The organism is Eoetvoesiella sp. (assembly GCF_035555955.1).
Lineage (GTDB): Bacteria > Pseudomonadota > Gammaproteobacteria > Burkholderiales > Burkholderiaceae_B > Eoetvoesia.
This window is the reverse complement of the sequence record NZ_DATMGA010000009.1, coordinates 45,182-65,606: the sequence shown is the minus strand read 5'-3', so window position 1 is coordinate 65,606 and position 20,425 is coordinate 45,182. Positions and strand designations below refer to the sequence as shown.

General features: G+C 63.3%; 18 protein-coding genes. 13 read left to right on the top strand and 5 right to left on the bottom strand.

Features of this window, described 5'->3' with window-relative positions; translation table 11 throughout:
* Nucleotides 1–194 precede the first annotated feature (194 nt).
* The 4 genes from VNT00_RS01770 to VNT00_RS01755 all read right to left on the bottom strand — a co-directional run bounded on the left by VNT00_RS01770 (nucleotide 195) and on the right by VNT00_RS01755 (nucleotide 5,622).
* Nucleotides 195–1,100: a recombination-associated protein RdgC gene (locus tag VNT00_RS01770; RefSeq protein ID WP_325583890.1), complete on the bottom strand. Its 906-nt coding sequence runs from the start codon at nucleotides 1,098–1,100 to the stop codon at nucleotides 195–197.
* A 494-nt stretch (nucleotides 1,101–1,594) separates the two neighbouring features.
* Nucleotides 1,595–3,220 (bottom strand): MFS transporter, encoded by a 1,626-nt coding sequence (locus VNT00_RS01765; RefSeq protein WP_325583907.1) that lies wholly within the window; start codon nucleotides 3,218–3,220, stop codon nucleotides 1,595–1,597.
* Between the two features lie 244 nt (nucleotides 3,221–3,464).
* A complete protein-coding gene (locus VNT00_RS01760) occupies nucleotides 3,465–4,907 on the bottom strand; it encodes a sensor histidine kinase (protein ID WP_325583888.1) in 1,443 nt (480 codons plus the stop codon).
* Entirely contained in the window at nucleotides 4,900–5,622 is a 723-nt protein-coding gene (locus VNT00_RS01755; protein ID WP_325583886.1) for a response regulator transcription factor, read from the bottom strand. The genes VNT00_RS01760 and VNT00_RS01755 overlap by 8 nt, the downstream gene beginning before the upstream one ends.
* A gap of 195 nt (nucleotides 5,623–5,817) precedes the next feature.
* On the opposite strand from VNT00_RS01755, the gene recA reads away from it, so the two are divergent.
* Both recA and recX read left to right on the top strand, forming a co-directional pair.
* Nucleotides 5,818–6,903 carry a recombinase RecA gene (gene recA / locus VNT00_RS01750; protein ID WP_325583884.1) on the top strand — a complete coding sequence of 362 codons (1,086 nt, stop codon included), beginning with the start codon at nucleotides 5,818–5,820 and terminating at the stop codon, nucleotides 6,901–6,903.
* 40 nt (nucleotides 6,904–6,943) lie between these two features.
* On the top strand, nucleotides 6,944–7,552 hold the full coding sequence (gene recX, locus VNT00_RS01745) for a recombination regulator RecX (RefSeq protein WP_325583882.1): 609 nt from the start codon (nucleotides 6,944–6,946) through the stop codon (nucleotides 7,550–7,552).
* Between the two features lie 17 nt (nucleotides 7,553–7,569).
* Here recX and VNT00_RS01740 read toward each other — a convergent pair whose 3' ends face one another.
* Nucleotides 7,570–8,502 (bottom strand): LysR family transcriptional regulator, encoded by a 933-nt coding sequence (locus VNT00_RS01740; protein WP_325583880.1) that lies wholly within the window; start codon nucleotides 8,500–8,502, stop codon nucleotides 7,570–7,572.
* A 262-nt stretch (nucleotides 8,503–8,764) separates the two neighbouring features.
* Between VNT00_RS01740 and metE the strand changes: the two genes are divergently transcribed.
* The 11 genes from metE to ppa all read left to right on the top strand — a co-directional run bounded on the left by metE (nucleotide 8,765) and on the right by ppa (nucleotide 20,322).
* The gene (metE, locus tag VNT00_RS01735) at nucleotides 8,765–11,062 is read left to right on the top strand and encodes a 5-methyltetrahydropteroyltriglutamate--homocysteine S-methyltransferase (RefSeq protein ID WP_325583878.1); all 2,298 of its coding nucleotides are present in this window, start codon (nucleotides 8,765–8,767) and stop codon (nucleotides 11,060–11,062) included.
* A gap of 127 nt (nucleotides 11,063–11,189) precedes the next feature.
* Nucleotides 11,190–11,765 (top strand): DUF2889 domain-containing protein, encoded by a 576-nt coding sequence (locus VNT00_RS01730; protein ID WP_325583876.1) that lies wholly within the window; start codon nucleotides 11,190–11,192, stop codon nucleotides 11,763–11,765.
* An 84-nt stretch (nucleotides 11,766–11,849) separates the two neighbouring features.
* Nucleotides 11,850–13,010: an ADP-forming succinate--CoA ligase subunit beta gene (gene sucC, locus VNT00_RS01725; RefSeq protein ID WP_325583874.1), complete on the top strand. Its 1,161-nt coding sequence runs from the start codon at nucleotides 11,850–11,852 to the stop codon at nucleotides 13,008–13,010.
* A 22-nt stretch (nucleotides 13,011–13,032) separates the two neighbouring features.
* On the top strand, nucleotides 13,033–13,914 hold the full coding sequence (gene sucD / locus VNT00_RS01720) for a succinate--CoA ligase subunit alpha (protein WP_325583872.1): 882 nt from the start codon (nucleotides 13,033–13,035) through the stop codon (nucleotides 13,912–13,914).
* A gap of 348 nt (nucleotides 13,915–14,262) precedes the next feature.
* Nucleotides 14,263–14,982 (top strand): TerC family protein, encoded by a 720-nt coding sequence (locus VNT00_RS01715; RefSeq protein ID WP_325583870.1) that lies wholly within the window; start codon nucleotides 14,263–14,265, stop codon nucleotides 14,980–14,982.
* Entirely contained in the window at nucleotides 14,969–15,097 is a 129-nt protein-coding gene (locus VNT00_RS01710; protein WP_325583868.1) for a hypothetical protein, read from the top strand. Before VNT00_RS01715 ends, VNT00_RS01710 begins: the two co-directional genes overlap by 14 nt.
* A gap of 4 nt (nucleotides 15,098–15,101) precedes the next feature.
* Entirely contained in the window at nucleotides 15,102–16,052 is a 951-nt protein-coding gene (gene hemC / locus VNT00_RS01705; RefSeq protein WP_325583866.1) for a hydroxymethylbilane synthase, read from the top strand.
* Nucleotides 16,053–16,060: 8 nt separating this feature from the next.
* A complete protein-coding gene (locus VNT00_RS01700) occupies nucleotides 16,061–16,873 on the top strand; it encodes a uroporphyrinogen-III synthase (RefSeq protein WP_325583864.1) in 813 nt (270 codons plus the stop codon).
* 27 nt (nucleotides 16,874–16,900) lie between these two features.
* Nucleotides 16,901–18,238 (top strand): uroporphyrinogen-III C-methyltransferase, encoded by a 1,338-nt coding sequence (locus tag VNT00_RS01695; RefSeq protein ID WP_325583862.1) that lies wholly within the window; start codon nucleotides 16,901–16,903, stop codon nucleotides 18,236–18,238.
* A gap of 3 nt (nucleotides 18,239–18,241) precedes the next feature.
* Complete coding sequence (locus VNT00_RS01690) at nucleotides 18,242–19,750, top strand: heme biosynthesis HemY N-terminal domain-containing protein (protein WP_325583860.1); 1,509 nt, start codon at nucleotides 18,242–18,244, stop codon at nucleotides 19,748–19,750.
* 35 nt (nucleotides 19,751–19,785) lie between these two features.
* Entirely contained in the window at nucleotides 19,786–20,322 is a 537-nt protein-coding gene (gene ppa, locus VNT00_RS01685) for an inorganic diphosphatase (RefSeq protein WP_325583858.1), read from the top strand.
* The last annotated feature ends 103 nt before the right edge of the window (nucleotides 20,323–20,425 follow it).

Sequence of the window (20,425 nt, the reverse complement as noted above, 5' to 3'; positions counted from 1 at the left end):
TCCGTCTGCTTTTGCCTTGGGCCGCCCCAAGGCAAAAAGCACCCCCCGTGGGGGGGCAGCAAGCCGTGTCAGCGGCGCAGCGTGGGGGCATTTTTACAGGCTTCGGGGGCGCCTGCGACGGGTAGGCTCCCGCACTTGCGCAGCATCCTGTGCAAGGCACGTTCCAGTGTGGGCGAGCCTTGCATGGGCGTGTCTTACAACGCGGCTTTTTTCTCGCCGCCCAGCGCTTCGACCATGCCTTCGATCAGCCGCGCCAATTCACCGGTCATCAGGGCCATGTCCGAATCGAATTGCTCGTCTTCGTTCTGCGCCGCGCTGTCCTGGTTTTCCTTGAGCACGTCCAGCGGCGTGACGCGCTTGATGTCCAGGCCATCGGTCAACACGAACGATACGCGGTCGGCCCAGGTCAGGGCCAGGCGCGTGCATTGCTTGCCGGCCTGGACGTGCTTGCGTACGTCGTCGATCTCGATGCTCTGGCGCACGTAGCGCACCGCCGCGCGGCTCTCGCTGGTCGAGCGCAGTTCGGTGTCCTGATCAACGCTGAAGCCCGCTGGCGGCTCGTCGGCGATCAGCCAGCTCGTCATGGCCGAGGCGGGCGACATTTCCACATGCAGCGGTAAAACGGGGAAGGGCTCGATGGACTTGGCCAGCACGCCCAGCACTTCATCGCTTTTTGCGGCAGCCGCCGCATCGATGACCAGCCAGTGCCGGCGCGTGTCCAGCCAGACCCGGGTGTCGCGATAGACGGTAAAGGCCTTGGGCAGCAGCTCGTCGGTAACCTGCTCCTTGATTTCCTTCATCTGCTTGCGGCCGGGCTTGTAGCCCTGTTGTTCTTCGATGTCCTGCGCCTTGGCGCGGGCAACCTGGTTGATGACGGTGGCCGGCAGCAATTTTTTCTCGGCGCGCAGGCTGAGCAGGAATTGGCCGTCGACCGAATGGACCAGGCCGCCGCCTTCGCGCGGGGCCACCCATCCCAGGCTTTGCATTTCCTGGCTGTTGCCGGGACGGAAGGCGTGTTTTTGTAAAGCCGCTTCGAGCGCGTCGGCGCTGATCGACCAGGCCGGGGCAAGGCGGAAAATTTTCAGATTCTTAAACCACATGGATTGTCTTACTTTGCAGAGGCGGAGAATTTCGCGCGACGCACAGCGGCGGCGCGGCGCGAAACAGTGACTGCCGATTGTAAGCCCATTTTCCCGGCGCGCCGGTGGCGGGCGCCGGCGGCAAAAAAATTGGCCCGGCATGCAGGCATGCGGGCCAATAAAGGGAACACACTATGCTGCGCTATAAAGTTCGCGGGGAACGCAACACAAGTGAGACAGGAAGAACAATGCGCCTGGTTGGGTAATGGGGATTAACACAACGACCGCGGCACTGTTTTTTCCTATGTGGTGAATTCTACGGTCAGTGGGCTGACGGCCTCCTGAAACATCGCCGGGATAAGTAAAAAATACTTATCCGCCGTGCGGGCCGGCAACGGTTTGCCCAGTTTCGGGATATAAAAAAAGCCGCCCCGGGAGGCGGCCGGGCGCGGCTAACGGTACAGCATGTGGAAGGGCTTGCGCGCGGAAACGCCGTCCCGGCCTGCGGGAGCGGCTCAGGCGTTGATGTCGGTATCCTTGGTTTCCTTGATGAACAGCGTGCCGATCACCAGGGACATGGCCGCGACGATGATGGGGTACCACAAGCCATCGTAGATGTTGCCGGTTGCCGCAACGATGGCGAAGGCCACGGGAGGCAGGAAGCCGCCGAACCATCCATTGCCGATGTGGTAGGGCAGGCTCATCGAGGTATAGCGGATGCGCGTCGGGAAGAGTTCGACCAGCATGGCGGCAATGGGCCCGTACACCATGGTTACCAGGATGACCAGGAAGGTCAGCAATATGACCACCATGACGTAGTTGATCTGCGAGGGATCGGCCTTGGCCGGGTAGCCATGGCTGCGGATGGCTTCGGTCATCGACTTCTTGAGCTCCGCCGACTTGGCCGTGAATTCGGCCTTGCTCAGGCCCTTGCCCTCGAACGAGGTGAACACGTCGTTGCCAATCTTGGCCGTGGCCACCGTGCCCGCCGGCGCGGCCTGGTTGGCGTAGTTGACCGAGTTGCCGGCCATGAATGCCTTCAGGATGTCGCAGGAGCTGGTGAACGACGAGGTGCCCACCGGGTTGAACTGGAACGAGCAGGTGTTGGGGTCGGCGATGATGGTCACCGGCGCCGATGCCTGCGCGGCCTCGAGCGTGGGATTGGCGAAGTGGGTGATGCCCTTGAAGACGGGGAAGTAGGTAAGCGCGGCGATAAGGCAGCCGGCCATGATGATGGGTTTACGGCCGATGCGGTCGGACAGCGCCCCGAAGATCACGAAGAATGGCGTGCCGATGAGCAGGGCCAGCGCAATCATGATGTTGGCGGTGTTGGCGGTCAGGCCCAGAGTCTTGGTCAGGAAGAACAGGGCGTAGAACTGGCCCGTGTACCAGACGACGGCCTGGCCGGCGGTCAGGCCCAGCAAGGCCAGCAGCACGATCTTCAGGTTGCTCCATTTGCCGAACGAGTCCTTGAGCGGCGCCTTGGACTGCTTGCCTTCCTCTTTCATTTTGATGAAGGCGGGCGACTCGTGCAGGCGCATGCGGATCCAGACGGAAATCGCCAGCAGGATGGAGGAGATCAGGAAGGGAACGCGCCAGCCCCAGTCCAGGAAGGCTTGCTCGCCCAGCGCGCTGCGGATGCCCAGGATGAGCAGCAGGGACAGGAACAGGCCCATGGTCGCCGTGGTCTGGATCCAGCTCGTGTAGAAGCCGCGGCGGTTTTGCGGGGCATGCTCGGCCACGTAGGTTGCGGCGCCGCCGTATTCGCCGCCCAGCGCCAGACCTTGCAGCAGGCGCAGGACGATGAGGATGATGGGCGCGGCGAGGCCGATCGACCCGTACGAAGGCAGGACGCCGACCAGGAAGGTCGACAGGCCCATGATCAGGATGGTGATGAGAAACGTGTATTTGCGCCCGACCATGTCGCCCAGCCGGCCGAACACCAGCGCGCCGAAAGGACGCACGGCAAAGCCCGCGGCGAAGGCCAGCAGGGCGAAGATGAAGCCGGCCGTCGGGTTGACGCCGGAAAAGAAGTGCGCGGCGATGATGGCGGCCAGCGAACCGTACAGATAGAAGTCGTACCACTCGAAAACAGTGCCCAGCGACGAAGCGAAGATGACGCGTTTTTCTTCGGCCGTCATGGGGCGGTTGGTGGCGGCGGGTGCGCCGTTGGCGTGCTGCGGGCGCGGCGGAACTACCGTGCTGGATGAACTCATGTTGTCTCCTCTAAGGGATGGAACCTGTAGGCAGGCTTTGTGCTTTTGCTTTGGTTGTCCGCCTATCGGGCGGGGTAGGCACACAGTAGAAAACGTCGCTGACAGCAAACTGACGTGTGGCTGCCCGGATGTTATTTTTATGTAAAAATAGTAACTAATTATTATAATTCTATGTTGGAAAGCTTATCCGCAAGCACGTCGTTCCGGGCTGGCCGTTGCGCTGGCCCGGCTCTGCGAAGGCAATCGTGGCGCCGTGCTGTTCGGCGATTTCCTTGACGATGGCCAAACCCAGGCCGCTGCCGTCCACCGAGGTGCCGAGTATCCGGAAAAAACGATCGAATATCTGCTCACGGTACTCAGCGGGAATGCCGCTGCCCGAGTCCTCCACCTCGAGGCAAGGCGCGGGCGAATGGCCGACGCGCACGGTGACCCAGCCGTTTTCCGGCGTATAGAGCAGGGCGTTGTCGATGAGATTGCCCAGCATTTCGTCCAGCATCAGCGAGTCGCCGGCTATCCATACCGGGCCGGAGGCCGGCTCGAATCCCAGGTCGATGTTCTTGAGCATGGCCTGTTCGACCCAGCGGGCGGTTTGCGCTTGCGCGAGGGTATTGAGGTCGATGCGCTCGCTGGCATGGCGGGCGGGATTATCGACGCTTTCCGCGCGGGTCAGCGCCAGAAGCTGGTTGACCAGGCGCGTGGCGCGCTGCGATCCCTTGACCAACTGCTTCAGGCTGTCGTCGAGCTTTTCGGTGCTGTGTTCGCGCAGCGCAAGTTCGGCCTGCGTGCGCATGCCCGCCAAAGGCGTTTTCAACTGGTGGGCGGCGTTGGCGACGAACCGCCGCTGGGCTTGCGTGCTGGAGGCCAGGCGATGCAGCAAATCGTTCATGGCGGTGAGCAGCGGCGTGATTTCGGCGGGGGCCAGATCCTGTTCGATGGGCGAGAGATCGTTGGGCCGCCTGGCGCGTATGCGTTCCTGCAGCAGGGTCAGGGGTTCCAGGCCCTGCGTGAGCCCCAGCCCTGCCAGCAGAGCGGCCAGGGGCAGGACGATGAGCTGCGGCGTAAGCATGCCGGTCAATATTTCTTGCTGGAGGATGGCGCGCCTTTCGTTGGTTTGCGCGACGACGGTCAGGAAAGGGGTGCCGTTCGCGTCCTGGCCGCCCCAGGTGTAGGCGATGCGGACGCTTTGGCCGTCCAGGCTGTCGTTGAGGAAGCGGATCTTGTCTTTTTCGTAGGCCCAGTTGTCGGGCAGGGGGATGTGTGCGGTGCCGGCCAGCGAATGGCCGTTCGCGTCGCGGATTTCCCAGCGCGTGGGTTGCTCGTCTTCGCCGCGGAACACCGTGAGCAGGGTGGGCGAGAGCGAGAATCCGCCGTCGATGCGCGATTGCTCGATTTCGTGCTTGAGCGCGCGCAGGTGGTCGGTGAGCGTGCGGTCGTAGGGCGCGTTGGCGATGTTCTGCGCGATGAAGTAGGTGATGACGATGCCGATGGTCCACAGCAGGAAAAGAGGGCCGAACATCCAGATCAGGATCTGGCCCATCAGGCTTTTGTTGCGCGGGCGGCGCGCGCCACCCGCGGGCGCGGCGGCGCTGGGGGAATCGGGAGTGTCAGGCATTGAGCTTGGGCGGGATGGCGCTGGCGGGCGAACCGGTTTCGCCTTGCGAATTGTCGGGTTCCAGGCAATAGCCCAGCCCGCGCACCGTGACGATCTTCGCGCCGCTGGGCTCCAGTTTTTTGCGCAGTCGGTAGATGTAGACTTCGATGGCGTTGGTGGTGACCTCTTCGCCCCATTCGCACAGCAGGTCGACGAACTGGTTCTTGCTGATCATGCGGCCGCAGCGCGACAGGAATATTTCGAGCAGGCTGGTTTCGCGCGCCGAGAGTTCCAGGGGCTGGCCGTCGATACGGGCCGTGCGTCCGTTGAGGTCGAAGCTGAGCCGCTTGTGCCGCAGCAGCGTGGTGCTGTTGCCGGCGCTGCGGCGGGTCAGGGCGCGCACCCGGGCCTCGAGTTCGGACAGCGCGAAAGGCTTGGCCATGTAGTCGTCGGCGCCCAGATCCAGGCCCTTGACCCGCTGTTCGACGGTGTCGGAGGCGGTAAGTATGAGCACGGGCAGGGCGCTTTGGCGCTGGCGCAGTTGGCGCAGCACGGACAGGCCGCTGGTTTGGGGAAGGTCGAGGTCCAGGATGAGCAGATCGAAGGCTTGCAGCTGCAAGGCGGAATCGGCGCTGGAGCCGTCGTGCACCACGTCGACGGCATAGCCGTCGTAGCGCAGTGAACGGGAAAGTCCATCCGCAAGAATACTGTCGTCCTCGGCGATTAGAATACGCATGTCGGGCTGGCTGGCACAGGCAATGGTTGATGTCGGCCATTCTGGCATGCGGTTTTGGCGCAGGTCTAGTAAGGGTAAACGAGAAATATTGCTTTATCTGTGTATTTATACAGTATAATTTGGTGTGATAATTAACAGAACCGGGGTCGGGCTCCCGGTTCAAGCATTTACTACTCTTTAGCCAAGGATTCCTCAATGGACGACAAAACTAGCAAAGCCGCCGCCGCCGAACGCAACAAGGCGCTTGCTGCCGCCTTATCCCAAATCGAAAAGCAATTCGGCAAAGGTTCGGTAATGCGCTATGGCGACAACCAGGTCGAGCACGACATCAAGGTCGTGTCCACCGGTTCGCTGGGGCTCGATATCGCCCTGGGCGTGGGCGGCCTGCCGCGCGGCCGCGTCATCGAAATCTACGGGCCCGAGTCGTCTGGCAAAACCACGCTCACGCTGCAGGTCATCGCCGAAATGCAAAAAATCGGCGGCACTTGCGCGTTCATCGACGCCGAGCACGCGCTCGATGTCCAGTACGCCTCCAAGCTGGGTGTCAATCTGTCCGACCTGCTCATTTCCCAGCCCGACACCGGCGAGCAGGCCCTTGAAATCACCGATGCCCTGGTGCGCTCGGGCTCCGTCGACCTCATCGTCATCGACTCCGTGGCCGCCCTGGTGCCCAAGGCCGAAATCGAAGGCGACATGGGCGATTCCCTGCCGGGCCTGCAGGCCCGCCTCATGAGCCAGGCCCTGCGCAAGCTTACCGCCAACATCAAGCGGGCCAACTGCATGGTCATTTTCATCAACCAGATCCGCATGAAAATCGGCGTCATGTTCGGCAATCCCGAAACCACCACCGGCGGCAATGCCCTCAAGTTCTATTCCTCCGTCCGCCTCGACATCCGCCGCGTCGGCTCCATCAAGAAGGGCGACGAGGTCGTCGGCAACGAAACCCGCGTCAAGGTCGTCAAGAACAAAGTGGCGCCGCCGTTCAAGCAGGCCGAGTTCGACATCATGTATGGCGCGGGCATTTCGCGCGAGGGCGAAATCATCGACCTGGGCGTCCAGGCCAACATCGTCGACAAGGCCGGCGCCTGGTTCAGCTATGGCGGCACCCGCATCGGCCAAGGCAAGGACAACGCGCGCGAGTACCTCAAAGAGCATCCCGAAATGGCCATCGAAATCGAAAACCGCGTGCGCGAGCAAACCGGGGTCATCGCCCGCGCCATGACGGTACCTGCCGATTCCAACGCCTCCGACGATTCGCTCGAAGACGAGCTCGCCGAATAAGGCTGGGGCTGGGGCAAAAGGTTCGGGCAAGGCGGCGCATATGGGCTGGCACGATTCCCACGGCAGCTTCGGGGCCCGTCGGCGCGGCCGCCAGTCCGGCGGCGGGCAATCCGACTCCGACGATGGGTTCGAGCAAATGTCGCCCGCTCCCGCCCAACAGTCAACGGCCGGTGCGCCGGTTTCTGCGGCCGCCAGGCCCAACGGCCCGTCCCTAAAAATGCGGGCTGTGGGCTTTTTGTCGCGGCGCGAGCATTCGCGGGTCGAGCTGGCGCGCAAACTGGCCGCCCATGTCGACCCCGCCAATCCTCAAGAGCTCGAAGACGTGCTCAACGAGCTCGAGCGAGAAAACTGGCTTTCCAATACGCGCTTCGCGCAAAGCCTGGTGCATCGCCGCGCTTCCCGAAAAGGCGCGGCCCTGGTCGTGCAAGAACTGCGCCAGCACGGCCTGCCCGACGAGCACATCGCACAAATACGTAGCCAATTGCAAGAAACCGAGCTCGAGCGCGCCCGGGAGGTCTGGCAGCGCAAGTTCAACCGCGCGCCTGCTGATCGCGCCGACTATGCGCGGCAGTTCCGTTTCCTGGCCTCGCGCGGGTTCTCTCCCGATTGCCTGCGGCGCATATTGGGCGAGCTCGACGATTCCCGGTAAAGCCTTCATAGGGGCTGCTACCGTCCGCGTTCCTCGCGCACAGCCTTGATGCCGTCGAGGGTCTTGAAGCAGATCTCGCGGGCCTTGGCCATGAAGGCCTGCAAGTAAGGGGCGTCGGCGTCTTCCAGCCGGACAGCGGCGTACAGGGTGCGCCACACGCCATGTTCGCCCAAGTGGCATATGCGCAGCCAGCCCTGGTCCAGGTATTCAGTCAATGCCCAATTGGGCAGGGCCGCCACACCGCGCTGGCTGGCCACCAGTTGCGCAATGATCGGGGTCAGCTCGGCCTTGCGAATGCTGGCTGGCTCTACGCCCGCCGGATCCAGAAACGCCGTGTAGACATCCAGGCGCTGCTTGTCCACCGGGTAGGTAATCAGAACCTGGTCGGCCAGTTGCTCGGGCTGTATGTATTTGTATTGGGCCAACGGGTTGGCGGCTGCCACGGCTAGAACCAATTCGTAGCGGAACAGCGGCAGGTACTTGACCGCATCCAGGGCTTGCGGGTCCGAGGTGATCACTACATCCAGATCGCCGCGAAGCAGGGCGGGAAGCGGGGCAAACGAAAATGCCGCCGAAAGATCCAGGGTGACGTCCGGCCAGTCCTGCCTGAACGAGTCCAGGGACGGCATCAGCCATTGAAAACAGGAGTGGCATTCGATAGCCAGGTGCAGCCTTCCCGTGCGTCCCGCCGAAAGGCGCTGGAGTTCCCTTTCGGTTGCCTTGAGCTTGGGCAGTATGTCGTCGGCCAGCGCCAGGATGCGCAGCGCGGCGGTCGTCAGGCGGGCGGGGCGGGTGCGCCGGTTCAGCAAGGGGGTTTTCAGGCGCACCTCCAGGTCGCGCAACTGATGCGACAGCGCCGACTGCGTCACATGCAGGCGTTCGGCGGCGTCTTGCAGGCTGCCGGCTTCACGAATGGCGGTCAGGGTTTCAAGATGGCGGATTTCCAGCATGGCTCTGTGTTGCGAATAATCGCAAGTGAATTATTGATGTCGAAAAGGGCAAGGCCCCGTTCCGGATCCAGTCCCCCGCCTGAAGCCAGGTTCCGGCCCGGCGCCAAAAGCCTGGGCCTCAGGCCCGCGCCGCAGAGCCTGTGACCGGCGATCCTTAGCATGAGAATAACTCATTTTATAAATGTTGTATTTGATTTTGATTCATTAGCCACAGGTAGCACAATAATAACCACTAGAAATTTTCAACCATTTTGGATTTAGTGTGAGTATTTTTCATAATTTAGGTTTTCCCCGCATCGGCGCTCAGCGTGAACTGAAATGGGCGCTTGAAGCGTATTGGGCGGGCAAGAAGTCGCGGGACGAACTGCTGGAAGTGGGCCGCGAATTGCGCGCCCGCCATTGGGCCGTGCAGGCGCAGGCGGGTTCGGCGTTTGTGCCGGTGGGCGATTTCGCCTGGTACGACCATGTATTGGAATGGTCGACGCTGATTGGCGCCGTGCCGCCGCGCTTCGCCCAGCCTTCCGGCGAGCCCGTCGATCTCGATACGCTATTCAGGATGGCGCGCGGCCGCGCGCCGAGCGGCACGCCGGCGGCGGCCTGCGAAATGACGAAGTGGTTCGATACCAATTACCACTACATCGTGCCCGAGCTGGTGCCCGGCCAGACCTACCGCCTTGCCCGCGAGGATTTGTTCGAGCATATCCGCGAGGCCGCCGCGCTCGGCTACAAGGCCAAGCCCGTCATTCCGGGCCCCCTGACCTGGCTGTGGCTGGGCAAGGGCGATGCGTTCGCGGGCGGCGCCCAGGACGAAGGCAAGCTGGCGCTGCTGGATGCGCTATTGCCCGTGTATGTCGAGGTGCTGGTTCGCATCGCTCAACAGGGCGTGGAGTGGGTGCAGATCGACGAGCCCATTCTGGGCCTGGACTTGCCCCAGGCCTGGAAGTCCGCATTCGCCCGGGCTTACCAGGCCTTGTCAGGGGCCGGCGTCAATCTGCTTCTTGCCACGTATTTCGAAGGCCTGAAGGGCAATCTCGAACTGCTTGGCGAACTGCCGGTGCAAGGTGTGCACGTGGATCTCGTGCGCGCCCCGGGGCAACTGGCCCAGGTGGTGGCGGCGCTGCGCCCCGACCAGGTATTGTCGGCCGGCGTGGTCAATGGCCGCAATGTCTGGCGCACCGATCTGGACAAGGCGCGGGAGGCGCTGCAGCCCGTCAGGCAGAAGCTGGGCGAGCGCCTTTGGCTGGCGCCATCGTGCTCCTTGCTGCATGTGCCGGTCGATCTGGCTGGCGAAAAGGAATTGGATGCGGAGTTGCTGGGATGGCTGTCGTTTGCCACGCAAAAGCTCGATGAAGTGGCCTGGCTGGCGGCTGCGCTGGAAGGCAACGTCGATGCCAAGGTGCAACAGGCGCTGCAGACGCAGCGCGAGGCGGTGCGGGCGCGCGCGCAGTCCGAGCGCATTCACAACCCCGTCGTGCAAAAGCGCCTGAGCGAATCGGGCCAGGTGCCGCGCAGCCGTGCGCCGTTCGTCCGGCGCATCGAACGACAACAGCAGCGCCTCGGACTGCCGGCCTATCCCACGACGACCATAGGCTCGTTCCCGCAGACGCCCGAGATCCGCTCCTTGCGGCGCAACTGGCGGGCAGGCCAGTTGGCGGACGCCGCCTACGAAAAAGCCATCCGCGCCGAGATCGAGCACGTCATACGATTCCAGGAAAAAATCGGACTCGATGTCCTGGTGCACGGCGAGCCCGAGCGCAACGACATGGTCGAGTATTTCGGCGAGTTGCTGGCCGGCTTTGCCTTTACGCAGAACGGCTGGGTGCAGAGCTACGGTTCGCGTTGCGTGAAACCGCCGCTTATTTTCGGCGACGTGTCCCGTCCGGCGCCGATGACGGTGGCGTGGTCTGCGTACGCGCAGTCGCTGACCGGCAAACCGGTAAAGGGCATGCTGACCGGCCCGGTGACGCTGCTGCAGTGGTCGTTCGTGCGGGACGACCAGCCGCGCGAGCTGACCTGCCGGCAATTGGCGCTGGCGCTGCGCGACGAGGTCACCGACCTGGAGGCCGCCGGCATCGGCGTCATTCAGATCGACGAGCCGGCCATACGCGAGGGCCTGCCTTTGCGCCGCGACGACTGGCAGGCCTATCTTGCCTGGGCGGTCGGTTGCTTTCGCTTGGCCACGGCCGGGGTCGGCGAGCAAACGCAGATCCATACGCATATGTGCTATTCCGAGTTCAACGACATCATGCCAGCCATCGCGGCCATGGACGCCGATGTCATCACCATCGAGACCTCGCGCTCCAATATGGAGCTGCTGGATGCTTTCGAGCAGTTCGAATACCCGAACGACATCGGGCCGGGCGTCTACGACATACACTCGCCGAACGTGCCCGACGTTGCATGGATGGTGGGCCTCATGAAAAAAGCCGGCTCGCGCCTGCCTCGCGAGCGTCTTTGGGTGAATCCCGACTGCGGGCTCAAGACCCGCGCCTGGCCCGAAACCGAAGCGGCGCTGGTCGCCATGGTGGAGGCCGCCAGGCTGCTGCGCCAGGCTGCTTGATTTCCGGACCGTCCCGCGCGTTCACGGCCGCGCGGGCTCCGGGGCGGGCCCCGGCCCGCCGGCCGAGCGTGCCGCCCCGCGGCTGCGTTATACTTGCAAGGTTTTATAGCTTACGCCAACGTTTTACATGTCCCTGCCGCCGTCAGACTCCCCGCGCAAATCCATGCACACCCGTACGGTGCGCGTGGAGGCGTTTCTTCGGGAAGACGGCCTGTGGGATCTGGACGCCGAGCTCCTCGATGTCAAGGGCTACGACTTCTCCAAGCATAGCGGGGCGCTGCATCCGGCCGGCTTGCCGGTGCACAAAATGCAGCTGCGCGTCACGATCGACGACGAGTTCACCATCAAGGCGGCCGCAGCCGCGTACGATGCCGCGCCGTACAACCAGAACTGTTTCCAGATAGCACCCGATTACCAGGATCTGGTGGGCATGAATTTGTTGCGCGGCTTTCGCAACGCGGTCAAGGAACGCTTCGGCCGGACGGCCGGCTGTACCCACATGACCGAAATGTCGTATCTGCTGCCGACCGTGGCCATACAGTCGCGGGCAGGCAGGCCCCGCAAGCAGCGGGACGCCGAGCTCCCCAACAAGCGGCCATTCCAGCTCGAGGGCTGTCATGCCTTGAGGCTGGACGGCGAGGTCGCCAAAGAGTTCTATCCCGAGTGGTATACAGGCCCCGATGCCGAGGTTCGGCGCGAATAGCCGCCAATGCCGATGCATTTGTGCGGCTTTTTTGCCGTTCAAGCCCCGCTTTTTTATTATCCTTTACGTTCTGACAGGTAACAAATGAAAATTCACGAGTATCAAGGCAAGGAACTGCTGAAGAAGTTTGGCGTTGCAGTGCCCCGCGGAATTCCTGCTTTTTCCGTAGACGAGGCCGTTGCCGCAGCCGAGAAGCTGGGCGGCCCGGTATGGGTCGTCAAGGCGCAAATCCATGCGGGCGGCCGCGGCAAGGGCGGCGGCGTCAAGCTGGCCCGTTCGCTGGACGAAGTCCGCAAGCTGTCGTCCGAGATTCTCGGCATGCAGCTGGTTACGCACCAGACCGGTCCTGAAGGCCAGAAGGTCAACCGCCTGTACATCGAAGAAGGCGCGGACATCCAGAAGGAATACTACGTGTCGCTGGTTACCGACCGCGCCACGCAGAAGGTCGCCCTGATCGCTTCGAGCGAAGGCGGCATGGACATCGAGGAAGTGGCTCATTCCTCGCCCGAAAAGATCATCACCGAATACATCGATCCGCTGGTTGGCCTGACCGCCGAGCAGGCCAAGAAGGTGGCCGACGCCATCGGCATGCCCGCCGGCTCGACCGCCCAGACCGTGGATCTCTTCCAGAAGCTGTATCGCTGCTACATGGAAACCGATGCCTCGCTGGTCGAGATCAATCCGCTGAACCGCGACAGCAACGGCAACATCATCGCCCTGGATGCCAAGTTCAACTTCGATTCCAACGCCTTGTTCCGCCATCCCGAAATCGTGGCCTACCGCGACCTGGACGAAGAAGACCCGGCCGAAATCGAAGCCAGCAAGTTCGACCTGGCCTATATCCAGCTTGACGGCAATATCGGTTGCCTGGTCAACGGCGCCGGCCTGGCCATGGCAACCATGGACACCATCAAGCTGTTCGGCGGCGAGCCGGCCAACTTCCTGGACGTCGGCGGCGGCGCAACGGCCGAGAAGGTCACCGAAGCCTTCAAGATCATGCTCAAGAACAAAGGCGTCAAAGCCATCCTGGTCAACATCTTCGGTGGCATCATGCGCTGCGATGTCATCGCCGAGGGCGTCATCGCCGCTTGCAAGGCCGTCAACCTGAGCGTTCCGCTGGTGGTGCGCATGAAGGGCACCAACGAAGAGCTGGGCAAGAAGCTGCTGGCCGATTCGGGCCTGCCCATCATCAGTGCGGACACCATGGCCGAAGCCGCGACCAAAGTCGTAGCCGCCGCGAAATAAGAATATTGCCGAGGATTTGTAAATGTCGATTCTGATCAACAAAGACACCAAAGTCATTACCCAAGGGATCACCGGCAAGACCGGCCAGTTCCACACCCATATGTGCCGCGAGTACGCCAACGGCAAGAACGCGTTCGTTGCCGGCGTGCATCCTAAAAAGGCCGGCGAGAACTTCGAAGGCGTGCCCATTTTCGGCTCCGTCAAGGAAGCCAAGGCCCAGACCGGCGCCACGGTTTCGGTCATCTACGTTCCGCCCGCGGGTGCGGCGGCCGCCATCTGGGAAGCTGTCGAAGCCGACCTGGATCTGGTGGTCTGCATTACCGAAGGCATCCCGGTGCGCGACATGCTGGAAGTGCGCAACCGCATGCGCGACCAGAACAAGAAAACCCTGCTGCTGGGCCCCAACTGCCCGGGCCTGATCACGCCGGACGAACTCAAGATCGGCATCATGCCCGGCCATATCTCGCGCAAGGGCCGCATTGGCGTGGTGAGCCGCTCCGGCACGCTTACCTACGAAGCGGTGGCTCAGCTCACCGAACTCGGCCTGGGCCAGTCCAGCGCCGTGGGTATCGGCGGAGACCCCATCAACGGCCTGAAGCACATCGACGTGCTCAAGCTGTTCAACGACGATCCCGACACCGATGCCGTGGTCATGATTGGTGAAATCGGCGGCCCCGACGAAGTCAACGCCGCCGAATGGGCCAAAGACAACATGAAGAAGCCCGTCGTAGGCTTCATCGCCGGCGTCACCGCTCCGGCGGGCAAGCGCATGGGCCATGCCGGCGCGCTGATCTCCGGCGGCGCCGACACGGCCGACGCCAAGCTGGCGGCCATGGAAGCTTGCGGCATCCGCACCACCCGCGATCCTTCCGAAATGGGCAAGCTGCTCAAGTCCGTGCTGTAAGGTTTGGCGCAACTGAAAAAGGCCCGAACTGTTCGGGCCTTTTTTTTGCCGCCGGGCCGCCCCAAGGCAAAAAGTGCCCCCTCGGGGGGCAGCAAGCCGCGTAAGCGGCGCAGCGTGGGGGCTTTTTTTGCCGCCGGGCCGCCCCAAGGCAAAAAGCGCCCCCTCGGGGGGCAGCAAGCCGCATCAGCGGCGCAGCGTGGGGGCTTTGCATTGTCCGCTCGCATGCCGGAGGGCTTTCGACCCATATAATAGACTGTGGCTGCGTCATCGAGCCGCACACTAAACCAGGTTGTCCGGACGCGGGGTTCGGCGGCCTTCCCGAACAGCAAAAATACATATGGAGCACGGATGCTCGAGTTCATAGAAACCCTCCATTGGGGGGCGCTTTTCCAGATCATCATGATCGATATCCTGCTGGGGGGCGACAACGCCGTCGTCATCGCCCTGGCGTGCCGCAACCTGGAACACAAACAGCGGATGCAGGGCATCGTATGGGGCACGGCCGGCGCCATCGTGCTGCGCGTGGCGCTCATCGCATTCGCGCTTACCTTGCTGAACATTCCGTTTCTGAAAATCGCCGGCGCGCTGCTGCTGCTGTGGATAGGCGTCAAGCTGCTGCTGCCCGACGACGATCATCACGACAACATCAAGAGCGCCAGCTCCGTCTGGTCGGCGGTCAAGACCATACTCATCGCCGATTTCGTCATGAGCCTGGACAACGTCATCGCCATCGCGGGCGCCGCCCAGAACACCATACCCGACCACCAACTGGGCTATGTCATATTCGGCCTGCTGCTCAGCGTTCCCATCATCATCTGGGGCAGCACTCTGGTGCTCAAGCTCATCGACCGCTTCCCCATGGTGGTTACGTTCGGCGGGGCGCTGCTGGGCTGGATCGCCGGCGGCATGCTGGTGACCGACGTGGTTGTCGCAAATCAAATCGGCGAAGTGACTTCCCTGGTTAAACTGGCGGCCGAGGCCGTAGGCGCCATTCTGGTGGTTGTACTGGGAAAATGGCTGGCCGCTCGCAAAAACGCCGCAAAAGGGGCAATCAATGAGTCTGTTTAAATCCGCCGATCCCGACAAACACGGAGATTCCAGCATGTCTTTGCTTAAAGGTCTGCTCATTCTGGCTATTCTGGGCATCGTGGCTGCGATAGTCGTCAATCAGTTCATCGGATAGCGCCATGCCCAGCACGCCCGACAAACTCGTCATCGCCACGCGGGCCAGCCGGCTTGCCCTGTGGCAGGCCGAGCATGTGCGCGACCGGCTTGCCGCGCTGTATCCGCAATGCCAGGTCAGCCTGCTGACCATGACCACGCGCGGCGACCAGATACTCGACCGCAGCCTTTCCAAGGTCGGCGGCAAGGGCCTGTTTGTCAAGGAACTCGAAAACGCCTTGCTCGACGGGCGGGCCGACCTGGCCGTTCACTCGCTCAAGGATGTGCCGGTCGATCTGCACGATCCGTTTTCCCTGGCCGTGGTGCTCGAGCGCGAAGACCCGCGCGACGCCTTCGTTTCCAACGATTTCGACTCGCTGGCCGAGCTTCCGGCGGGCGCGGTGGTCGGCACCTCCAGTTTGCGGCGCGAAGCCCAGGTTCGCGCCGAGTACCCGCAATTGCGGGTGGAGCCGTTGCGCGGCAACCTGGATACCCGGCTGGCCAAGCTCGACCGCAACGAGTATTCGGCCATTATCCTGGCGGCGGCGGGCTTGCGGCGCCTGGGCCTGGGGTCGCGCATCCGGCGGCTCATCGACGTGGAACAAAGCCTGCCGGCCGCAGGGCAGGGGGCGCTGGGCATCGAGGTCCTGCTTGCCCGCCCCGACATGCATGCGTGGCTTGCGCCTTTGGCCAGCGCCGGCACCACGGCTTGCGTGCTGGCCGAGCGCAGCGTGTCGCGCGTTTTGGGCGGCTCGTGCCAGGTCCCCCTGGCCGCCTATGCGCAAATGCAGGGGGCCGGGCTGTTCTTGCAGGCCCTGGTGGCCGAGCCCGACGGTTCCCGCATCATTCGCGCCCAGGCCAGCGGCCCGGCCGGATCGGCAGAACAACTGGGCGAAAGCGTAGCCGAAGAACTCCTGGGCAAGGGGGCCCGCGCCATCCTGGCCAAGCTCGGCGCGGCCGGCCCGTCTGCGGCGTAAGGCGGCAGGTGCCTGGGCCCGCCGCTCCCCTGGTCGTACTGACACGGCCGCAAGGCCGCAATCAGGTCCTGGCGGCCTGTTTGCGGGAAGCTGGACTCGAGGCGCTGGAACTGCCGGCCCTGGCCGTCAGCCCATTGCCTGTCGATGCGTCGCGGTTTCCGTTGCCGGGGCATTACGACCTTATCGTGTTCGTCAGCGCCAATGCGGCTTTTTTTTATCTCGATCAGCTTGCCGAGCAGGGCTGCGCCGAGTGGCCGGCTTCCACCATTGCCGCTGCGGTGGGCGAAGCCAGCGCCAGGCCTTTGCGCGAGTCGGACTTCATCCCCTCCGAGTGCATCGTGCACCCGCAAGCCGATACGCCGCAGGATTCCGAGGCGCTATGGCGGCTGTTGGAGCCAGGCATCGGCACGTTCAAGCGCGTGGCCATCGTACGCGGAGAAAGCGGGCGGGAATGGCTGGGCGAGCGCCTCGAGGCTGCCGGAGCGCGGGTGCATCGTTACGCTGTGTACCGGCGCCGCCCATGCGAATGGACGGACGGCCAGCGCGGGGCCCTGGCCGCCGGCCTGGCGCCGGGCCGCGTCGTGGTCGGCCTGTTCACCAGTTCGGAAGGCGTCGATGCATTTCACCGGAACCTGCTGGCGCCGGGACTGCAGGCGTTTTGGCGCGACGCGCGTTTCGTCGTGATCCACGAACGCATAGCACGGCATTTGCAGGCTTTGCTTCGTACGGTGCCGGGCAAAAATCCGGCACCAATGGTAAAAATATGTCCACCGGCGGATAAAACTATTTTTCAGACCGTCGTATCACTTGCTTTCCTATAAGCCAGCGTCAAGGATTACAATCTCGTCATGACTGAACCTAAAACCGAGATCCAGTCGGCCGACAGCGCGGCCGCAACAACATCCAGGCCAACCGCCAATTCGGCCAAACCCGCATCCCCGCCGGCGGCGGCACGCGCCAAACGCCGTTCCGCCCTGGGCATTGCGTTCGTGGTGGTCCTGCTCATTGCCGTCGCGCTTGCGGCGGGGCTTTGGTACCAGCATAAAATGTTCCACCAGTCCCAGGCGGCCATGCTCGAGCAAGTGCAAAGCAGTTCGGCGGCGGCTCGGCAGGCGGCCAGCCAGGCCCAGCAGGCCTTGTCGCTGGCGCAAGAGCAGGGCGCCCATATCAATGCCCTGCAGGTCGCCCTGAACGACTCCCGCGACCAGGTCGCCAGTCTCGACCAGGCTTTCCAGCTGCTTACCGACAAGGGCTCCGACCTGCTGCTCATCAACGACGTCGACCACCTGGTGCAGGTTGCGCACCAGCAGCTCATACTCGGCGGCAACGTGGGCAACGCCATCATTGCGCTCGAAACCGCGCAGGCGCAGCTGGCGCGGGCAAGCCGGCCCAGCCTGGCCGGCTTGCAGCAATCCATCAATGGCGACCTCGATCGCCTGCGCGCGGTTTCCACCATCGACGTCGCGCAGATGTCCTCGCGGCTCGAGGAACTCGGTTCGCTCATCGGCAGCGCGCCGCTGCTCGTTCCCGACGATGCGGCGCCCAAGGTCGACACGACCGAGCGCGATGCGGCGCTTGCCAGGCAAGAATCAGCGGCCCGCGCGCCGATCGACCCCAATGCTTCCTGGTGGAGCAAAGGCCTGCATCGGGTCGGGCAATGGGCGGACGAAGCCTGGGTCATGGTGCGCCAGGATCTTGGCGGCCTGATCAGCGTTCGGCGCGTCGAGAATTCCTCCGCCTTGCTGATGTCGCCGGATCAGGCCGGCCAGCTGCGTGAAAACCTGCGCTTGCGCGTCATGACCGCCCAACTTGCGCTCATGATGCATCAGCCCGCCGTGTGGAAGTCGGAAACCAGCGTGCTGGTTCAGGCCCTCAAGACACACTACGATACGACCGCCGCCGATACCCGGCGCGCCCAGAAACTGGCCGACCAGTTGGCCGATACCGATATCGCCGTCAAATTGCCGACGGTCAGCAACAGCATGCAGGCTTTGGACGCCTTGCGCGCGGCCAATGCCACGGCCGGCGAACAGGCCGATAGCCCGTCTTCGGTCGATCAGCTCGAAGACCAGCCCGGCCAGGGCGCCGCCGGCCAAAACCCGGCCGGCCCTGATGGCGCGGCTCCCGCCGCCGGGCCGGAAGCCGCCCCCGCTCCGTCCGTCCAGTCTGCCCAGCCACAGGAATAAACAATGAGGACATGGTTCTGGACTCTGCTGGTATTGATCGTGGCGGTTGCCCTGGGCGTGGTGCTGCGCGAACACGGCGGCAACGTGCTCATCATCGCTCAGCCCTGGCGCATCGAGCTTTCCCTGGCGCTGGCCGTGTTGCTGGTGCTGGCCGCCTTCATCGTGCTGTACGTGGTGCTGCGCGTCATCGCCTGGGTAACGTCGGGGCCCGAGCGCTTCCGCTCGTGGCGCGGCCTGCGCGCCAAAAAACGCGATCACGAACTGCTTGAAAACGGCTGGATCAACGTGCTGGAAGGCCGCTATCCGCAGGCCGAGCAGGAACTGGCCAAATTGCTCGACAGAACCCGCACGCCCAGCACCAAGGTGCTTGCCGGGTTGGCCAAGGCCAGGGCGGCCCATCATCTGGGTGAGTTCGCCCGCCGCGACGAGGCCCTGGAAGTCGCGCGCGAGACCGCCGGGAACGAGCCGCGCCTCAAAGAGGCCGCCGCCACCGCCGCGGCCGAAATGTACCTCGACCAGAACCGCCCGCAAGAGGCGCTGGAGCTTTTGCAGCCTCTGCATAACGCCAGTTCGCGGCATCTTAACGCCACCCGCCTGCTGCTGCGCGCCTATCGCCAGTTGCACGATTACGGTCATGTGTACGAGCTGACCCGGTTCTTGCAGCGCCGGGGCGCCATCGACAAATCCGAGGCCGTACAGCTCATCGAGGTTTCCACCGCGGCGCGCATACGGACTGCGGGCCTGGATGGCTTCAAAGGCATTTGGGGCGATTTGCGCGCCGACGAAAAAGCCTTGCCCGACATCGCGCTGGCAGCGGCCGCATTGCACGACGAAGCCGGCCAGCATGAAGAGGCCGGGCGCATTCTCGAGGCCGCCCTGAACGTGCGGCTGGATACCCGGCTGCTCAATGCGTATTCGCAATGCCCGCCCGAGCAGGTGGCTAGGCGCCTGAACAAGGCCGAAACCTGGCTCAAATCGCATCCGAACGATTCCGCTCTGCTGGCCGCCCTGGGCAATTTGTGCCTCACCGGGCAGTTGTGGGGGCTGGGCGAGCGCTATCTGCTGCGCAGCATGAAAATCCGCAGCGACGTGCGCATCCATGCTTTGCTGGGCAATCTGTACGACAGGCTGGGCCGCAGCAACGACGCTATGAAGCATTGGCGGCTGGGGGCCAGTGTGGCGGGCGTGTTGCCGGTGCTGCCCGCAAGCACGGTGCTGCCCGCCGCCGATACACGCGGCGACCCTACGCTTATCGACGTCGACGCCATGCCCGAGGCCGAGCCCATCGGTGTTTCGCCGGCTTCGCCCATTGCCGCCAGCGCAGCCGATTATCTCGGCGCCGATGCCGACCTTTCCCGGCCTTTGCCCGCCGAAGCGCCCAAGGACGACGCCACGCCGGCCTCGATGGCCGGTGATGCCGACCTGGACGAATACTTCGACAGCGCGCCGATCCCGGGGGTCGACTTATCGCAAACCTCCGACACCCCCCGTGGCGGCCATGGCCGGAACTGAATACATATTCACTAACTTTCCTCAAGGTTGACATAATGAGCTTAGACCGAGTGCCCGCCGGCAAGAAACTGCCCGATGAATTCAACGTGGTCATTGAAATCCCCATGAATTCCGACCCCGTAAAGTACGAAGTGGATAAAGAATCGGGCGCGGTTTTCGTGGACCGCTTCATGCTGACCGCCATGCATTACCCGGCCAACTACGGCTATATTCCGCAAACCATTTCCGACGACGGCGACCCCGTCGACGTGCTGGTGCTGGCGCCGCTGCCGGTGCAGGTGGGCGTGGTGATCCGCTGCCGCGCCATCGGCGTGCTGCAGATGGACGACGAAGCCGGCGGCGACGCGAAGCTGCTGGCCGTGCCGGTCGAAAAGCTGTACCCCCCGTACCGCCACATCCAGAAGCCCGAGGACGTTCCGGCCGAAGAACTGGCACGCATCCAGCACTTTTTCGAGCACTACAAAGAGCTGGAAAAAGGCAAGTGGGTCAAGGTAAAGGGCTGGGAAGGCCCCGACGCCGCCCGGAAGGAAATCGTGGCCAGCGCCGAGCGCTACGCCAAGGCCGCCAAGTAGGCAACGCCACGCGGCGCGCCGCCGGTAAAATCAATATGGATTGCAGGCGAACCTTGCGAATATGCCTTCGCAAGAAGGCCGCCGAGGCAGTGGCGAAACACAG